The sequence below is a fragment of the Candidatus Neomarinimicrobiota bacterium genome, from assembly GCA_018651745.1.
In the GTDB taxonomy this organism is placed as follows: Bacteria; Fidelibacterota; Marinisomatia; order Marinisomatales; family TCS55; genus JAAZYX01.
Genome location: JABIDL010000006.1, coordinates 1 through 15676, shown reverse-complemented (window position 1 = coordinate 15676; position 15676 = coordinate 1). Strand labels below are relative to the sequence as shown.

The 15676-nt window shown below is 42.7% G+C and carries 8 protein-coding genes; all 8 read right to left on the bottom strand.

The genetic code is table 11. The features are described 5' to 3' along the window. Positions 1 to 81 precede the first annotated feature (81 nt). Positions 82 to 1632, bottom strand: a complete 1551-nt coding sequence (gene guaA / locus HOD97_00565; GenBank protein MBT4280103.1) for a glutamine-hydrolyzing GMP synthase — start codon at positions 1630 to 1632, stop codon at positions 82 to 84. Beyond that, positions 1629 to 2387 carry a 5'/3'-nucleotidase SurE gene (gene surE / locus HOD97_00560; GenBank protein ID MBT4280102.1) on the bottom strand — a complete coding sequence of 253 codons (759 nt, stop codon included), beginning with the start codon at positions 2385 to 2387 and terminating at the stop codon, positions 1629 to 1631. Before surE ends, guaA begins: the two co-directional genes overlap by 4 nt. A 2-nt stretch (positions 2388 to 2389) precedes the next feature. After that, positions 2390 to 3226 (bottom strand): acetyl-CoA carboxylase carboxyltransferase subunit beta, encoded by an 837-nt coding sequence (locus HOD97_00555; protein ID MBT4280101.1) that lies wholly within the window; start codon positions 3224 to 3226, stop codon positions 2390 to 2392. Beyond that, positions 3226 to 3657, bottom strand: a complete 432-nt coding sequence (gene rimI / locus HOD97_00550; protein ID MBT4280100.1) for a ribosomal protein S18-alanine N-acetyltransferase — start codon at positions 3655 to 3657, stop codon at positions 3226 to 3228. Before rimI ends, HOD97_00555 begins: the two co-directional genes overlap by 1 nt. Beyond that, a complete protein-coding gene (gene tsaB / locus HOD97_00545; protein MBT4280099.1) occupies positions 3654 to 4295 on the bottom strand; it encodes a tRNA (adenosine(37)-N6)-threonylcarbamoyltransferase complex dimerization subunit type 1 TsaB in 642 nt (213 codons plus the stop codon). The genes rimI and tsaB overlap by 4 nt, the downstream gene beginning before the upstream one ends. Before the next feature lie 173 nt (positions 4296 to 4468). Next, positions 4469 to 4924: a tRNA (adenosine(37)-N6)-threonylcarbamoyltransferase complex ATPase subunit type 1 TsaE gene (gene tsaE, locus HOD97_00540; protein ID MBT4280098.1), complete on the bottom strand. Its 456-nt coding sequence runs from the start codon at positions 4922 to 4924 to the stop codon at positions 4469 to 4471. A gap of 1 nt (position 4925) precedes the next feature. After that, positions 4926 to 6485: a PglZ domain-containing protein gene (locus HOD97_00535; GenBank protein ID MBT4280097.1), complete on the bottom strand. Its 1560-nt coding sequence runs from the start codon at positions 6483 to 6485 to the stop codon at positions 4926 to 4928. 189 nt (positions 6486 to 6674) lie between these two features. Beyond that, positions 6675 to 15676 (bottom strand): T9SS type A sorting domain-containing protein (locus HOD97_00530; protein ID MBT4280096.1); only part of this gene is annotated, 9002 nt, incomplete at its 5' end.

The following is a 15676-nucleotide window of genomic DNA, read 5'->3' as shown; positions in this document are numbered from 1 at the left end:
ATTCCGCACATAAATTTTTGCCTTTAATAATCCTCTAATGGCTGAATATAATTCAAGTTCCCAAAAAAGGCAACCTCGACCTTATTCCCATTCAATGGTTCCGGGCGGTTTAGATGTTATGTCATACACAACCCGATTTATGCCACGCACCGAATTCACAATTTTATTCGCAATTTTCGAAAGTACTTCATCCGGCATGTGATACCAATCTGCTGTCATTCCATCTGTACTTGTAACAGCGCGAATTGCTAAAACATCTTCATAGGTTCGTTGATCGCCCATTACTCCTACTGTTTTTACCGGGAGCAAAACTGAAAATGCTTGCCAAATTTCATCGTACAAATTTTCATCCCTTAAAATAGACATATAAATATAATCAGCCTCACGCAAAGTTTTCAGTCTGTCCTTTGTGATATTTCCCATAATTCGAATGCCAAGACCGGGACCGGGGAACGGATGTCTTCCCACAAGAGATTCTGGCAATCCCAATTCTCTTCCAACTTCACGAACTTCGTCTTTAAATAATTCCTTGAGAGGTTCAATCAATTGAAATTTTATATTGTCAGGAAGACCTCCGACATTATGATGACTTTTAATAGTTTCTGCTGAATCATTTATACTCATCCCGCTTTCAATAACGTCAGGATATAACGTACCTTGCGCTAAAAATTTGAACTCCCCCAGTGATTTTGAAATGCGTTCAAATGATCGAATGAACTGTTCACCAATGATTTTTCTTTTTTGCTCAGGTTCTGAGATTCCATCTAATTTATGTAAAAAAATCTCTGACTCATCATATGATTCAATTTGCATCCCAAGTCCCTTTTTCAATGCAGCTACACAGGAATCAGCTTCATCTTTCCGCATCATACCATGATCAATCAAAACCCCAGTGCATTGATCTCCAATCGCTTTATGTAAAAGTGCTGCTACTACAGAAGAATCTACCCCTCCACTCACGCCACAGAGTACATGTGCATCGCCTATTTTTTTTCGAATCAACGCAACTTGTTCATCTATAAATAATCCCGGTGTCCATGTCGGCGCGCATCCTGCAACTTTGAATAAGAAATTTTGAATAATATCAAGCCCAAACTCAGTATGAGCTACTTCAGGATGAAATTGGGTAGCATATAATTTTTCCGATACATTACACATGGCAGCCACGATTCCGTTAGAAGATTCTGCGAGTTTTTCCCATCCGGCCGGAATTTTTGATACCCGATCCATGTGACTCATCCAGACTTTACTTTCTTCAGGAACATCTTCAAAAAGGTTGTTTTTTTCAAGAACTTTGACACTCGCAAATCCATATTCGCCATGGGTTCCCGGTTCCACGGTTCCTTTAAAATGATGTACCATGAGTTGAAGTCCGTAACAAATTCCTAACACAGCGAAATCCGAAGTAAAAATTTCCGGGTCAAACGCATAGGCAGAGTCATCAAAAACACTGGATGGACCGCCCGATAAAATGACTGCTTTTGGGGCTCGTTCCATAATGTCATTGATAGATGCATTATGGGGTAAAATCTCTGAAAACACATTATTTTCGCGTATTCTCCGAGCAATTAGTTGGGTGTACTGCGAGCCAAAATCGAGTACGACAACACCGTGTTTATGAGATTCATTCATTCCAAATTCCAATTTTGAAGTGTAGGCAAATACGATTCATCGGTTAAATCATGGCGGATGGGTGTAATGCTCACAAAACCGTCTTTTACTGCCTGCCCATCTAAATCAGAATCTGTGTCAGGATCTTCGAGATTTCCCGTCATCCAATAATAAATACGTCCTCTCGGGTCTTCTCTTTTCTCAAAATGGTCTCGAAAATACACGTTTCCCTGTCGAGTTATTTTTGTCCCCTTTATTTCGACTTCAGGTATGCCCGGGATATTAACATTGAGAAGTGTTCCTTGAGGCAATCCAGTTTCCATCACACGCGATACAACTTTTTGTGCTACAATTTTTGCGTAAGTAAAATCGCCTTCTCTAAGAACATCCAAACTAAAAGCAATGGATGGAATATTCAGGATCGTTCCTTCAGTTGCAGCCGATACGGTCCCGGAGTAAATCACGTTATTCCCTGTATTTGATCCCATATTAATTCCGGATACAATGATATCCGGTTTGGTGTCCATCAGCGCCTGTACGCCAATTTTTACGCAATCTGCCGGTGTTCCGTTTACTGCGAATCCCTGAAATCCATTGGTTCTATTTAGAGGCTCAACTCGAATTGGATCGGCGATGGTAATGGCATGCCCTACGGCACTTTTCTCTGTGTTGGGTGCAACTACAATGACATTTCCCAAAGATTGTACCGCATCCCAAAGGGCGTAAATACCGGGAGCGTGAATCCCGTCGTCATTGGTTACAAAAATGGTTGGCACAGTTAGGTTAGGTTGCTAATTAGATTGTGTAGAGTTTCTTTCATTGATTCTCGAGAAACAATATGATCGATAAAGCCTTTATCCAAAAGAAATTCGGATCGTTGAAATCCTTTCGGCAAATCTTCGCCGATGGTTTGTTTGATGACGCGCGGGCCGGCAAACCCGATGAGCGCCCCGGGTTCGGCTAATATAATATCTCCAAGCATTCCGAAACTGGCTGTTGCCCCTCCCGTAGTAGGATCCGTTAAAATTGGAATATACAAACCGCCATTTTCGGAAAATTGAGAAAGTTTGGCGCTAATTTTTGCAAGCTGCATAAGTGAATATGCACCTTCCTGCATCCGAGCTCCACCAGATGCGCAAATTACAATCAGCGGAATATTTTTTTCCTGCGCCCTATCAATTGCTCTAAACAGTTTTTCACCCAAAACTGAGCCCATACTTCCACCGATAAATTTGAAATTCATAATCCCGAGAATAACATCGTGTGTTTGTATTTTACCCTCATAAATAGAGATTGCATCTTTATCTCCTGCCTTTGATTCTGCAACCTTCAGTTGATCAGTATATTTTTTTTCCGCTTTAAAATTCAGTGGATCACTCGATTTCAAGTTAGCAAACAATTCCGTTTCCGGTTCATCATCCAACAAAAGATCTAAATAATACTGAGGGTTTACCCGAAAGTGGTGGTTGCAATGATGGCAAACTGAATTTCGTTTTTCGATTTCCGGTTGATAGAGAATTTCGGAGCAGGATTGACATTTTATCCACAACCCGCCCGGAATATCTTTTTTATCCGTCTCGGTAATTTTTTTATCTTTTCGTTTAAACCAAACCATTAGGCTACTTTAGTCATAATTAATGCATCTTCACCGTCGGGATAATATTGTTCACGCTTCCCTACAGATTCAAATCCAAAATCGGAATATAGTTTTATAGCAGGGATATTGGACTTCCGAACTTCCAGCGAAATATGCGAATTCTTGTTGATGGAATTAAAAAATGCTGTCATGAGTTTTTGTCCAAAACCTCTATGCTGAAAAGGCAAATCAACTGCAATATTCAAAATTTGCGCTTCCTGCTCTGTGTCGATTGCAAATACGTATCCAACTATTTTTTTATTACACGTAACTACCAAATTGATTGATATGTCCTGAACAAATAAGAATTCGGAAATTTGGTTTCGAGTCCACGGGTGTTGGAATACACGCGCTTCAATTCCCGCCATTGCATCCAAATCTGCAACGTTTGCTGGTCGTACCTCAATCATTTATTTTCCTCTATTTTAAAGGGTGAAATATACTCAGGTACAAGTTTGAATGGCTCATAATTTACCCATCCCTTAAAGTGTGTATCGGCAAGTCTTCCAACGGAAGTAGCCGACGGTTGAGTTTTACCTTGATTTCCAAGAAAGCGTTCACAATTCCATTGGATGACATCATCACGAGACCCATTTAGTTCGAGTTCTACATCACTCCATGTTTGGGAACTTGGTTCGTTTATTGGTTTCGGAAAATCATTCGAATTGTTTACTGTTTGATGAAATAAAATATCTCTATGAGAAAAAAGTAAAACGTTTGCTGATTCTGATTTATTAGCCGCATTTTCTGCCATTGCAAGTAAAGTCGGTACAGGAATGAGTGGAAGTCCTTGGCTAAATGCCAACCCCTTTGAATAGCTAAGTCCGATACGCAAACCTGTAAAACTACCCGGTCCAATCGAAACAGCAATCCCATCTAAATCTGCCAATTTAAAATTTCCGGTTTTTTTCACATCTTCAAAAAATAGTGGTAGTATTTCAGCGTGCTTTCTAGGAATGGAATCTTCTTTTATTGCTCTCGTGATTCCGTCCACACAAAAAGCAACACTGCATATGTCGGTTGCGGTTTCTATTGCTAATATATTCATAACGATTATTTGATAATTATTCTGCTCAAACCAACTGCATTTTTAAACCCCATTTTGTTTTCGCTATTGCAGGGAAAAAACGGGGCACCAAAATTATTCCACCGAAGGTCTCCCTTGGCACGGGGGATAATAAATGATGGGTCATCGAAATTGAGATAAATTTGTGACATTATTCAATTTTTTCCAAAAACTAAGTTGGGATTAATAGTTAGATTTCTTGAATTCATATCATCATAACAATGCGAAAAACGAAGATAAACCGTATCTGGCGGTAAAATTGGCTGAATGATATCTGCCCATTCGATAAGCGTTACAGCATCCACCGCATTCAAAATTGATTCACCATCAATATTCAGAAAATCGTCGGACCCTTTAAGGCGGTAGCAATCCACATGCACCAACTTTCCTTTTCTACAGTTATACTCGCTTACAATTTTAAAGGTTGGTGATCCGACGCTCTCAGTAACGCCAAATCCTTTTGCGAATCCCTGCGTAAAGGTTGTTTTCCCACTTCCAAGATCACCAATGAGCGCAAGAACTGTTCCCTGCTGAACGGATTCACCAAACGTCTCAGCAAGTTTCTGGGTTTCGGTTGTGGATGATAATCGATACGTTTGATTTGACGTCATCTCAAGTAAGTGGAGTAAGAGTTGCAAGCGGAACCAACATTTCGTCCATAGAAATCCCGCCATGCTGGAAACTGTTTTTTATTTTTTTCTCATACCGATGCTGCTGGTTCGGGTAAAGAAAATATACATCGTCTTTCGCAATGAGATAATTTGTCTGATGCACAAGTTCGGGAAGGCCATAATCTGAAGGTTTTCTAATAATAAGTGCGTGCTTTTCATTGCAATTCAGATTGCGCCCCATTTTATATCGGATTCCGCTAGATGTCTCTTTATCGGCACCAACCAAAACGCCTTTACCAACCCGGATGCTGCCATGATCACTTGTAATCACAACTGTAAAGCCAGTTTCTTTGAGTGTTTTCAAAACTTTTAACAGCCATGAATTTTTGAACCATGTTTTGACGGAGCTTCTATAACCGGACTCATCCGGAACCATTTCCTGCAGAACTTCTGATTCAGACCGCGCATGAGCTAAAATGTCAATGAAATTCACAACAATTGCCATTAAATCCGAATCAAGATAATCGCCGACATGAGATTGATAATTATTCCCCTCAGATACTTTCCATATTTTTTTAAAATGCAGTTTTACATTGGCTAAATCTAATCGGGAAAGTTGATCCGATAAAAATATTTCTTCAAAACGATTGACACCTTTTTCCTGTTGCATGGCTTCGACCTGTTCAGGATATTTCTTGCAAAATTCGTTCGGAAACATTCCGGAAAATATAGCATTCCTGCTATAGGGTGTTGCAGATGGAAGTAATGCAAGACTAGGATCAATGACAATGTCGAATAGGGATCGAAGTTCTGTCATAAGTGTCATGAAATGATCGTGACGCATACAATCCAGAACCAAAAGGCACACTTTTTTTCCTTCGTTGAGCTTTGGTGCAACTGCAATTGGAATGGTATCGTGAACCATTTGGGGACGGTTTTGACCTACCACCCAATTTGAATATCCGTTTTCGATGAATTGGATAAAAGCCCTATTGGCCGACTGGATTTGATCAGCAAGAATATTTCCCAACCCGGTATCTGAATGTTCATCAAAATTGAGCTGCCATTTAACGAGTTTATTATGAATTTCCCACCAACCAGCAAAGGATGGATCGGATGATAGTTTCGATTCGATATCCTGAAATTCTTGAAGATATCCGCTCGTTGCCTTTTCTTCTTGAATCTTATGTTTTTCCAGCACCTGCTTGCATGCCATGAAGACTTGACTTGGATTTACCGGTTTTATTAGGAATTGTTCTACCTGTTCAGAAATGGCTTCATCCATTAGCCATTCTTCTTCACTCTTGGTAATCATGACAACGGGCAAAGCCGGACAAGATTCTTTGAGACGTCTAAGCGTTTCCATTCCATCCATCCCCGCCATGAATTGGTCAATAAGCGCTAAATGAAACGGTTCATCTTCTGCAAATGCAATCCCGTCACTTCCATTTGTTGCTGTGCGGATATCATACCCTTTTTCTTCCAGCGCAAGAATATGTGGTTTTAGATGATCAATTTCGTCATCGATCCAAAGGATTTTACCTCGATATTGGGTTTCCATAAGACTTGAAAATTACTGCTTTTTTATATAGGACAGAAATGGTTCATGTAATGTTTTTTGTCGGAATGGATGAAAAAAAATGGGAATGCTGATATGTTGGACCAGCCTGTCCTCAACTTAGAGAGAGAGAACAATAATTATTCTATTGATCTTGCCAGAATAAGGATGACAATGGACAAAGATTATAGATTATTTCAGTAAAATCATTTTCCGCGTATCGTGATAGGACGGCGTGTCCAAACGCAGAAAATACATACCGGCGGCAACGGAACGCCCGTGAGAATCGCGACCATTCCAAATAATTGAGCGGAATCCTGCAGGCTGAATATCATTAGAAATGATAGTGACTTCCCTTCCTTGAATATCGTAAACAGTCAAACGAACACGGGAATCTTCAGGAAGATCGTAGCGAACTGTTGTTGTGGGATTAAACGGGTTCGGGAAATTCTGGTGCAATGCAAACACAATTGGCAATGGCGGAACCGTGGAGAAATCAGTTTGCCCAGAGGCCTTTTCCCAGATCATTCCGGAGCGGTCGCGGATATCTGCTTGCCAATTAATGGATGTTTCCACATCCTGAAGTGTCCGAAACTCAATTGATGCCAATGCAGATCCTAGGGTTAAATCTGTACTGAAATCTGCGAGATTTATACGAAGAATGCCTTCTGTTTCTGACGCACTGGCAAGAACGATCCAGTTAGCATGCTGTGCGGCAACTGCGTTCTTAAATTCAAGAGCCAATGGATCGTAAGCAATAAGTAACTCCCCTGCGCCGACGCGCGCTAACGAATCAACATTAATGTTCAAATAAAGAGATTCGACCTCGACACCGACTTGTTTTTTCGGGAACGTCGTTTCGACGGAAATTCCGGAATTTTCTGTGGTACGAGCATTCGTCATCCAGCCGTCGTTTGGAATAAATCCTGCAGACCAGTTCCACATTTGGACAAAAACCATGAGATCTTCAAAATCAATTTTGCCATCGGGAACAATCCTTAAATTCGGAGCAGTCCCTTCGGCCGGACCTGTTTCACGTTCGCCATAATTGGTCGGTTCCCACCATGCTTGCTGAAACGCCAAGAGATCTGAAAAATCAACAAGAGCAGAATTGTCATAATCGGCGAGGTAAGGCGTATCATATTCAAGGATTGTGATATCCAAATCATCATCCTGATCACCATTCATATTTCCGTCGTACGGATTGCCAAGTGTATCTTTTAATTGAGTAGAAATGATAAGCGTTACGGTTTCGCCTGCGTAAAAATTATCATCAGGAATTAGTGAAACCCGAACCTGAGAACCTATTGTCATTATATTGGTTGATACTGAAATTGGGCCACTTATACTTCCGGAAAGTGTGATGCCGGAATCCACCGTTGACTGATCTAATTCCCCCGGGAAAAACAGCAAAAATGAGTCGTACCAATTCAAAAGTGCCGAGGTGTCCGGGGAATAACTTACCAAATTGATGAGATCCTGATTGTCCACGGTAAAATCAATTGTATCGGCATTTCCATATTCCCATCCGTCCGATAATGAAAGAGCGAGAAGTATTTGGCCATCATAATTTGCCAAATCTGTTGTCGTATTCCAGGTAAAGTTGCCGGAATAATCCGACGGAGTCAGCGGATCCGAGATTGGATTGATTAGGGTCGGTTCCATCCAAGAAGACCCGCCGTCCGCGGAATAAGAAACTGTCATATTATATTCGTCATTGGTTGAATCTGAAATCAGGTAGTTCACCTCAACCTCACCGGAAATTTCTTCTGTTGGCGGATTATAAAACACTACAGTTCCGATGTGGTTATCCACTGCAAAAGGTCCAAGAAATCCGTTAACCGCTATAAAACCATCATTCACTTCTGCTTTGAGCCACACATCGTTGACCATTACATCACCCAGATCATATTGAGAATCCCACGACATCCAAGACCTTGAAGACGATCGCGAATTCTGGGGAAGATCAATTCCACCCATTGCCAAAGATTTAGTTTGATCATTAGATGGTTCGGATTTTGAAGCTCCTATTGGTTGCGCCGACGCTTCAATCCAGTTACTTGAATCGGTTGAAAAATACAGGACAGCATTGAGTTCATCTCCGTCCGGATCGCTCATATCTATATTAAATAAAACAAATCCATGCTGTTCTTCCAACGTCATATTTAAAGAGACAGAAGGCGCATTGTTGGACGTAATTCCAAGCGGATTTTCGTAGGCGCCTATGTCCGGGTTTGAGTTCTCAGGGTTGGGACGAGAATTGTTGTCAAGATCATAATCGGGGGCGACATACCAAATGCCGGCAATTTCTATCGAATCAATTCCGGCGCCTATGCAGGAAGATGAATCAGAAAGTCGGTAATCGCCGTTGGCTGTATCTGAAAATAATGGATTGAAATCAATATTCCCTGCACCTGTCCATCCGCCTTCAATGTTTGAATAAACGACATCCAATAACGAATTATTGGTTACTTCGGGACCTTGGGCGGCGTTGGCGTAAATCGAATTAATCAGCAATCCATAGGAATTTGAATTGAGGATAAAAACATCAGGGTTATCCGATTGACCGACAATAGTGCAATTGACCATATTTATTTTCCCGTTGTTTAAATGAACAGCCGGGCCGTCATTATCAGCAATTAATGTATTAACTATTTTTACCGGATCAAGATTATCGCCTATGCGGATGGCCGAGCAGCCATTGCTATTGGTATTATTCCGAAGGATTGAATTTGAAATTTTAATGTTAGAAGATACACTGTCACCATGTACAAGGATTGTTCCACCCCAAGCATCTGCAGATTGCGCAACATTATTTTCAAGGATACAGTTATCAATAAAGACATCTGTGACAGATGAATAGATATCAATTGCGGAACCGCCCTGCCCTGTCCGGTTTCCATTTTTTAAAGAAAACCCGGACAAATTAGAATTACCACCGCCATAAAATGTTACAAGGGCATAATCCACACTAGAATGAATGATGGATGTTATTTGCGGTCCATACAAACTTTTTAATACTAAATCTTTACCCATAAATATATTTTCATTAAAATCTCCGGAATCAACCAGAATGCTGTCTCCGTCATTTGCCATATCAATTCCGTGTTGAATGCTGGCAAAAGGCAACTCTGCTGAGCCGTCACCGGCGGCATCATCACCGTCGGTAGAGATATGCCATGTTGAAGGTCCACTGTAAAGTACGCTCATATTCACCGGGATATTCACACTGCTGTTTGTGGAATCGTTGCTGGTGATCATTATATTGTCGCTGTAATCCCCGGGATCTAAGCCGGCGGCGTTAACCGTTACCGTTACGTCAGCGGAAGTTCCCGGCTGAATAGTAAGCGTGTCAGCCGAAAGGGTGAGCCAGTCGGTGCGGGAAGTTCGGGTATTGGGTATTGGGAATTGGGTATTGGTTGTTGAGACGCCGGATTTATCCTTGGCAATTTCTCGCTGGGACGATACGACTACCGCAGTTACAGCAGTTTGATCTTGGACGCAACGAACAGATTGTCCGTACGACTTGCCGCTAGCAGAATAAATGACCGACGATTGACTGTAATTCAGATACCAACTAAAACCATTGTTAGCATTGTAATCCTCCGTTGAAGTCCAAAATTTGCCATTCATTCCTAAAGAGTTGTAATTATCAATATAGCCACTGCGGTAGCCACCCGGAAGGGCCATAAAGTCGCTTGACCCAAATTCTGCGTTATTTTTTAAATTTCCATCAGTCCATAAATCTGCATTACCGGCAAGTATACTTCCTGCATTAAACCCAAGATAATTTGTTAATTCTGTCCATTCATCATTCGTGGATACGTGCCATCCTTCCGGGGCGATAATGCGGCTGTCGTCCACGGCGTACCAATTATAAAGGTAGCCGTAGGTGTCGGCGTTCGTTTCGTCATCATTGTAAACCGCATAGGCTCCGGTTGAAAGATTTGACCAATCTGTGTTGTTGTAGCCTGTAGGAATGTCAGTTCCATCCCGAAATTTGGTTACTTTCAAATTTTCCGCCATCCATACTTGGTCGCCGATTTGTATAGTTTGATAGACATTCCCATCTATATCGGTGACGGGAAGTGTGCCTGTACTTATTTGCACTTCCAATGGCGCATTCCCGGTATTCTCTATTGTTAATGTTTGCGACTGCTCATTCTCCGGCGGGAATACAGTGAAATTAAGTGAATCCGGATAAACGGAAATGACGGGGCCTGAAGACATGACCGCCATTTTGGCTGCATCGGCATTGGCCTGAAGATCCGCCAAGTTTTCGCCTCCGAGCACCGCAAACATTGTGGAAATCGTGTCGTAAGCGGGAATATCAAACGGGCCGACTGATAAGTATGCTCTTGCATCGCCCACGGAGTCTTGAGATTCGATGTGCGTCATGAGGTAAAAATAAGTCGAATCAAATTGCCCTATTTGAATATAATGACCTGAAACACTATCCGTTAGCGCAGATACACCGAAATATGTTGGTGAGGTTCGAGCATTGCGATCAGTAGAATTCCTTTTTTTCAGCATTCCTTCATCTTCTGAGCGTTGGACACGATTGGGCCCGGTTGAAGTTTCATACACATAACTGAGATTTCTATCCGGATCGAATCCGCCGGAATTGTTGAGGTAATCGCCCACATCCCAGTCCATTGCAAGCCCTATATAAATTCCTGTAAGATCTTGGCCTGATGTATTCATCAACTCATAATCCATAATCACATAATCATTATCAGGCGCATTGGATTTGGAATAAGAATTCTGGAAGACGTGCACGCCAATGGGGTTTTGTACCCGGCTGTCATCAAAATCGGATTGAAATGCCTGGTCGAATCCGTTGAATGGGCTTGTTCTTTCAGACATCATGCTGCGGGTGGCGAATTCACGTTCATACAATGCACCGGAAATCTGGTAATCGGTTTGCCCAATAATCAAGCTTCCTTCATACAACCCAAATTCCCCATTGAATTGGAATCCCGTACCGATTCCTCTGTCAGCGCCAAGCACGCCGTTATTCATAACGCTATAAGAAACATTGTTATTATTGTGTTCCCGGGAATCCACCGGAAATTCATCTACAAAAATTCTTAATTCACTTTGGGCCGAAGATATGGAATTACTACCATGAACATACACAATGTACGTTCCATCTTGATTACTTGATGGTGTCCAATCGATATGTCCATTGGCATCAATAGTCATTCCTGACGGTGCGCTTGATAACGACCATGTCAGTGGCCAGCCATCTACAACGGGACCAAACCTGAACGGTTCATTTTCAACGCCATTTCCTTGATAATAATTGTTACCCCAAGGTTCAATTAGAATATTTGGATCACCAATCGCTGCATCCACCATGGAAACATTGCCCTGAACAAATAAATGATTTTCATTTGGAGAATGATCCTCAGAAATTGGATAATTTCCATTGAATTCCGTGAATTCATTCAAAGGCCAATACCCTTGCAGATTGGGTTCTGACCCGGTAGGCGGGGTGGTTAAATCTATCAGAATACTTGCCCCGGGCCGAGATACATCCCAAATGCTGACATCCCGGATAATGCCGTGAAAAAAATCATCTTGTCCGCCCAAGTATCCACCGATATAAAACCCGGTGTCACCATAGCCAATCGTACCCGTATATTGAACTTCAGCCTGCAAGTTTCCATCTAAATAAAGTTTCATACTGGTACCATCATACGTCCCGGCCACGTGGGTCCAACTTCCCTGCGAAACCATCGAACTTGAAACATAACCGATATTGGAAACGGTATCAGAAATGCTGAATGCCCACACCGGATTTCCCTGTTCATCGTATTGAAGATGCAGACCATAGGACCCGCGGGCTTCCCCTCCACCGAAAGGACGCAAAACAATATCGTACCCATCGCCAACCGGAAGGTTCATGAGATACACCCACGCTTCTACTGTGATTTGATCTCCGGTAATGGCAAAAGCATTTTGGTTTGCATCGGGATTGACCGGATTTCCTTCCCATACGCGAATGCGGCTGAAATCGGTACCAAAATACGATGATCCAGCCTCGTATGGTCCGGAGCATTCATCCAGTGCCAGATCGGAATAAACTGTGCCGCCAAGGTAAATGTTTATGGGATCGGTAATGCCTTCCAGGTCATACCCGTTATCACAGTCGTCCGGGCCGTTGGTGGGAGAATCAATGGCATCAAAACGTGATCGGACAATATATCCCTCGGCATCAGGAAGACCGTTAAATAACATGGTCTGCATGGATTGACTTGCAAAATTGACATAAATAGAATCTCGACCAACATCGGGACCACGATTATAAATATCGCTTCCGGGAAACCAGAGCCCCACCCACAGGTAGCCGGAATCGGGGCGGACTGAGGTGAACTCTATATTAATGGATCCGGTGGGTTTATCCGGGACATCAGCACTCCACGAAGCACCGTTAATTGATCCATGATGCATATTTTCAGTCCAGCTATATACAGAATCGCCACCGCCCTCATGAAAAGGCCAAAAAGCGATTGGTCGCAAATCATCATCCCAATTTGGTTCAAAATACATATTTGGTAAAATTTCAGATTCATCCAGCGCGCGGCCCCACAGACGAACGTCATCAATTAATCCATTGAAATGATCAGTGTCCGGTGATGTTTCATTTTTGGTGCCGATGTAAAGCGGATCGGTGGTGGTGGTTAAAGTTTGGCCAATAAACGTGCTTGCTTGTAGCTGTCCATCAATATACAGAAAAGCGTAATCGCCATTGTAAACACCAGCCACGTGCGTCCAAACATTCAGGGGTGGGAGCACAGTTTCCACCGAATATCCCTGACCGTTTACTACAAATTCAAAATGATCGCTATCCTCGCCTTCCAAAATAAATTCGTCTCCGGCACCTTTTTGCAGAACGCGTCGGTTGCCGTCCCAGGAATAGGGCTTGATCCAAGCACTGACAGTAATCGCATCAGAAGGATTTAGGCTGGGGTCGTCAGCGATGACAACATAATCATCCACCCCATCGAAGCTGAGGGAAAAATCCGGATCGCCGATACGCATGTGATGCAGCCAGAAATTGTCGGACTCATCGTATTCCTGAACCACATTGAATTCGTCCACGATAGGACTGAAATAGTAAATGCCGTCAGGTAAATCATTCGGGACAGATACATCGGTAGGTAAATCTATCACCGTCGTATCACCGGAGGCTAGAAAAGTAACATTTACGCGCCCATCGGTTAAGAGATGATCTGAAGTTGTTATAATACTATCTTCTGAAATGTAAAACCCGACATCAAAATTAGAGGCATCGGCTTCGCCAACATTGATTATTTCCACATAAATAGAATCGCCAATTTCGTCACCGGGTTGGACATGATAAATGGATTCCATCCAATTCACTCGCAGGTTTGGCTCCGGACTAATACTAACTGATGAATCCGGCACATCCGTACTCCACGAAGCGCCGTAGATTACGGCTTCGTGAGGGTTGCTACTTTGTCCGTAAGTAGTGTCTCCTGTTCCTTCGTTAAACGTCCAGCACCCTTCGAGGTAGATCTCAGATGCTGGGTCCACATCAAACATATTATCCTGAATTTCTGATTGGGATCTGTCATAACCCCAAATTCTGACATCATCTAAATTGCCCTTGAAAAATTCACCGGCATTGGTGTAACCGGCGCCAATCATCTGGTTTTGGTTGGTTTCAACAGACCCTGAAAATGAAGTTTCAAAATCAAGCTGGCCGTCAATGTATCCCTTCACAGCAGAGCCATCGTAGGTCATTGCAAAATGGTACCACCTATAGGGTGAAAGTTGGATGGACCCGTCACCATTGGAAAAGCTGCCGTCTGTGGTCTTGAAATGATATCTGATTGTATTCCCGCCACTGGCAACACTGGCCCCAACATCAACCCAGTCCGAACCGCCGCCGTAGATCCATCTCCATGTATCCGTATTTTCGTATTTGAACCAAGCTTCAATCGTGAGACTGGTACTGCCATCAACCAGGTTTGGAATATCTACATAATCATCTACCCCATCGAAGCTGAGGGAGTAGTTATCATTGGAAGGCTGTGCTGATTGATGATAATAATAGGCGCCCATGTCGGCGATGGTGCCGTCCGGATCATAATCGGAATTAGGGTCGCCGGCGTCTATCGCCGGTGATTCTGCTTGAAGTGAAAAGTCACCGCTATCAGGATCGGTGAAAAGCGGATCAGCATCTATGTTTCCAGTTCCTGTATATCCGTCCTCAATATTTGAATAAGTGACACCAGTCAGTGTTGATCCGGAATAATAATAGATCTGTCCTGCACCTCCATTTTCACGGATAATGGAATTCACGATCTGGCTGTTTGTAGCCCCGCCAGTCGTCCACGAATTTCCTGCACCGCCACCATTGTTTACAATAGTACAGTTAATCACGATACATTCCTCAACAGGATTCGTGTTGTTCCATCCTGAATTACCGTACACAAGGCAATATTTTAATGTTGCATATCCTACACCGGCGGCGTTTTCTGCTGAATTGTTTCTGACAATGCAATTCTTAAAGGTGGTTGAATCAGGATCATTCCCCCGAAAAAGTGTGTTCCCAGTATTCTGTCCACTGTCTTCCAGGATCATATCAGAGAATGTCGCCATTCCGCCTTCCACACTCATCACGTAACCGGAGTTTGACAGCGCGTCACCATCTGTCACCGTAAAACCACTCATGTTAAAAGTATAGGTACTTGCATTGTTAACGGTCAGAATCCGATGAGCATCCTCCCCATCGAGAATGGTGAAATCGCGGCCGTACACACCTTTCAATGTCAGGGATTTGTCCGAAACAGTCAAATCGTTCACATTATATGTTCCTTCCGCCACCAAGATGCTGTCGCCATCGCTGGATGAATCAATCGCCGTCTGGATGGAAGCAAAGGGAAAATCATAGGAACCGTCGCCGGTGTTGTCCGAGCCGGAAGTGGATACGTGCCATGTTGGACCGGAATAATCATCATTCCGGTTAATCACAAAGAATTGTGCATCTATTCCGAGGGTGTCTAAGTCAGTATCATAAAACCAGACTTGATTATTTACTATGTCATACCCGTACCCATACTGTAATTCCCAAAGACCTGATTCGGAAAATTCTTCAATCGTTACACTGGTCGTTACAGTGTCCGACATCGTTCCATTAAATCCGAAATAAACCCATTTTT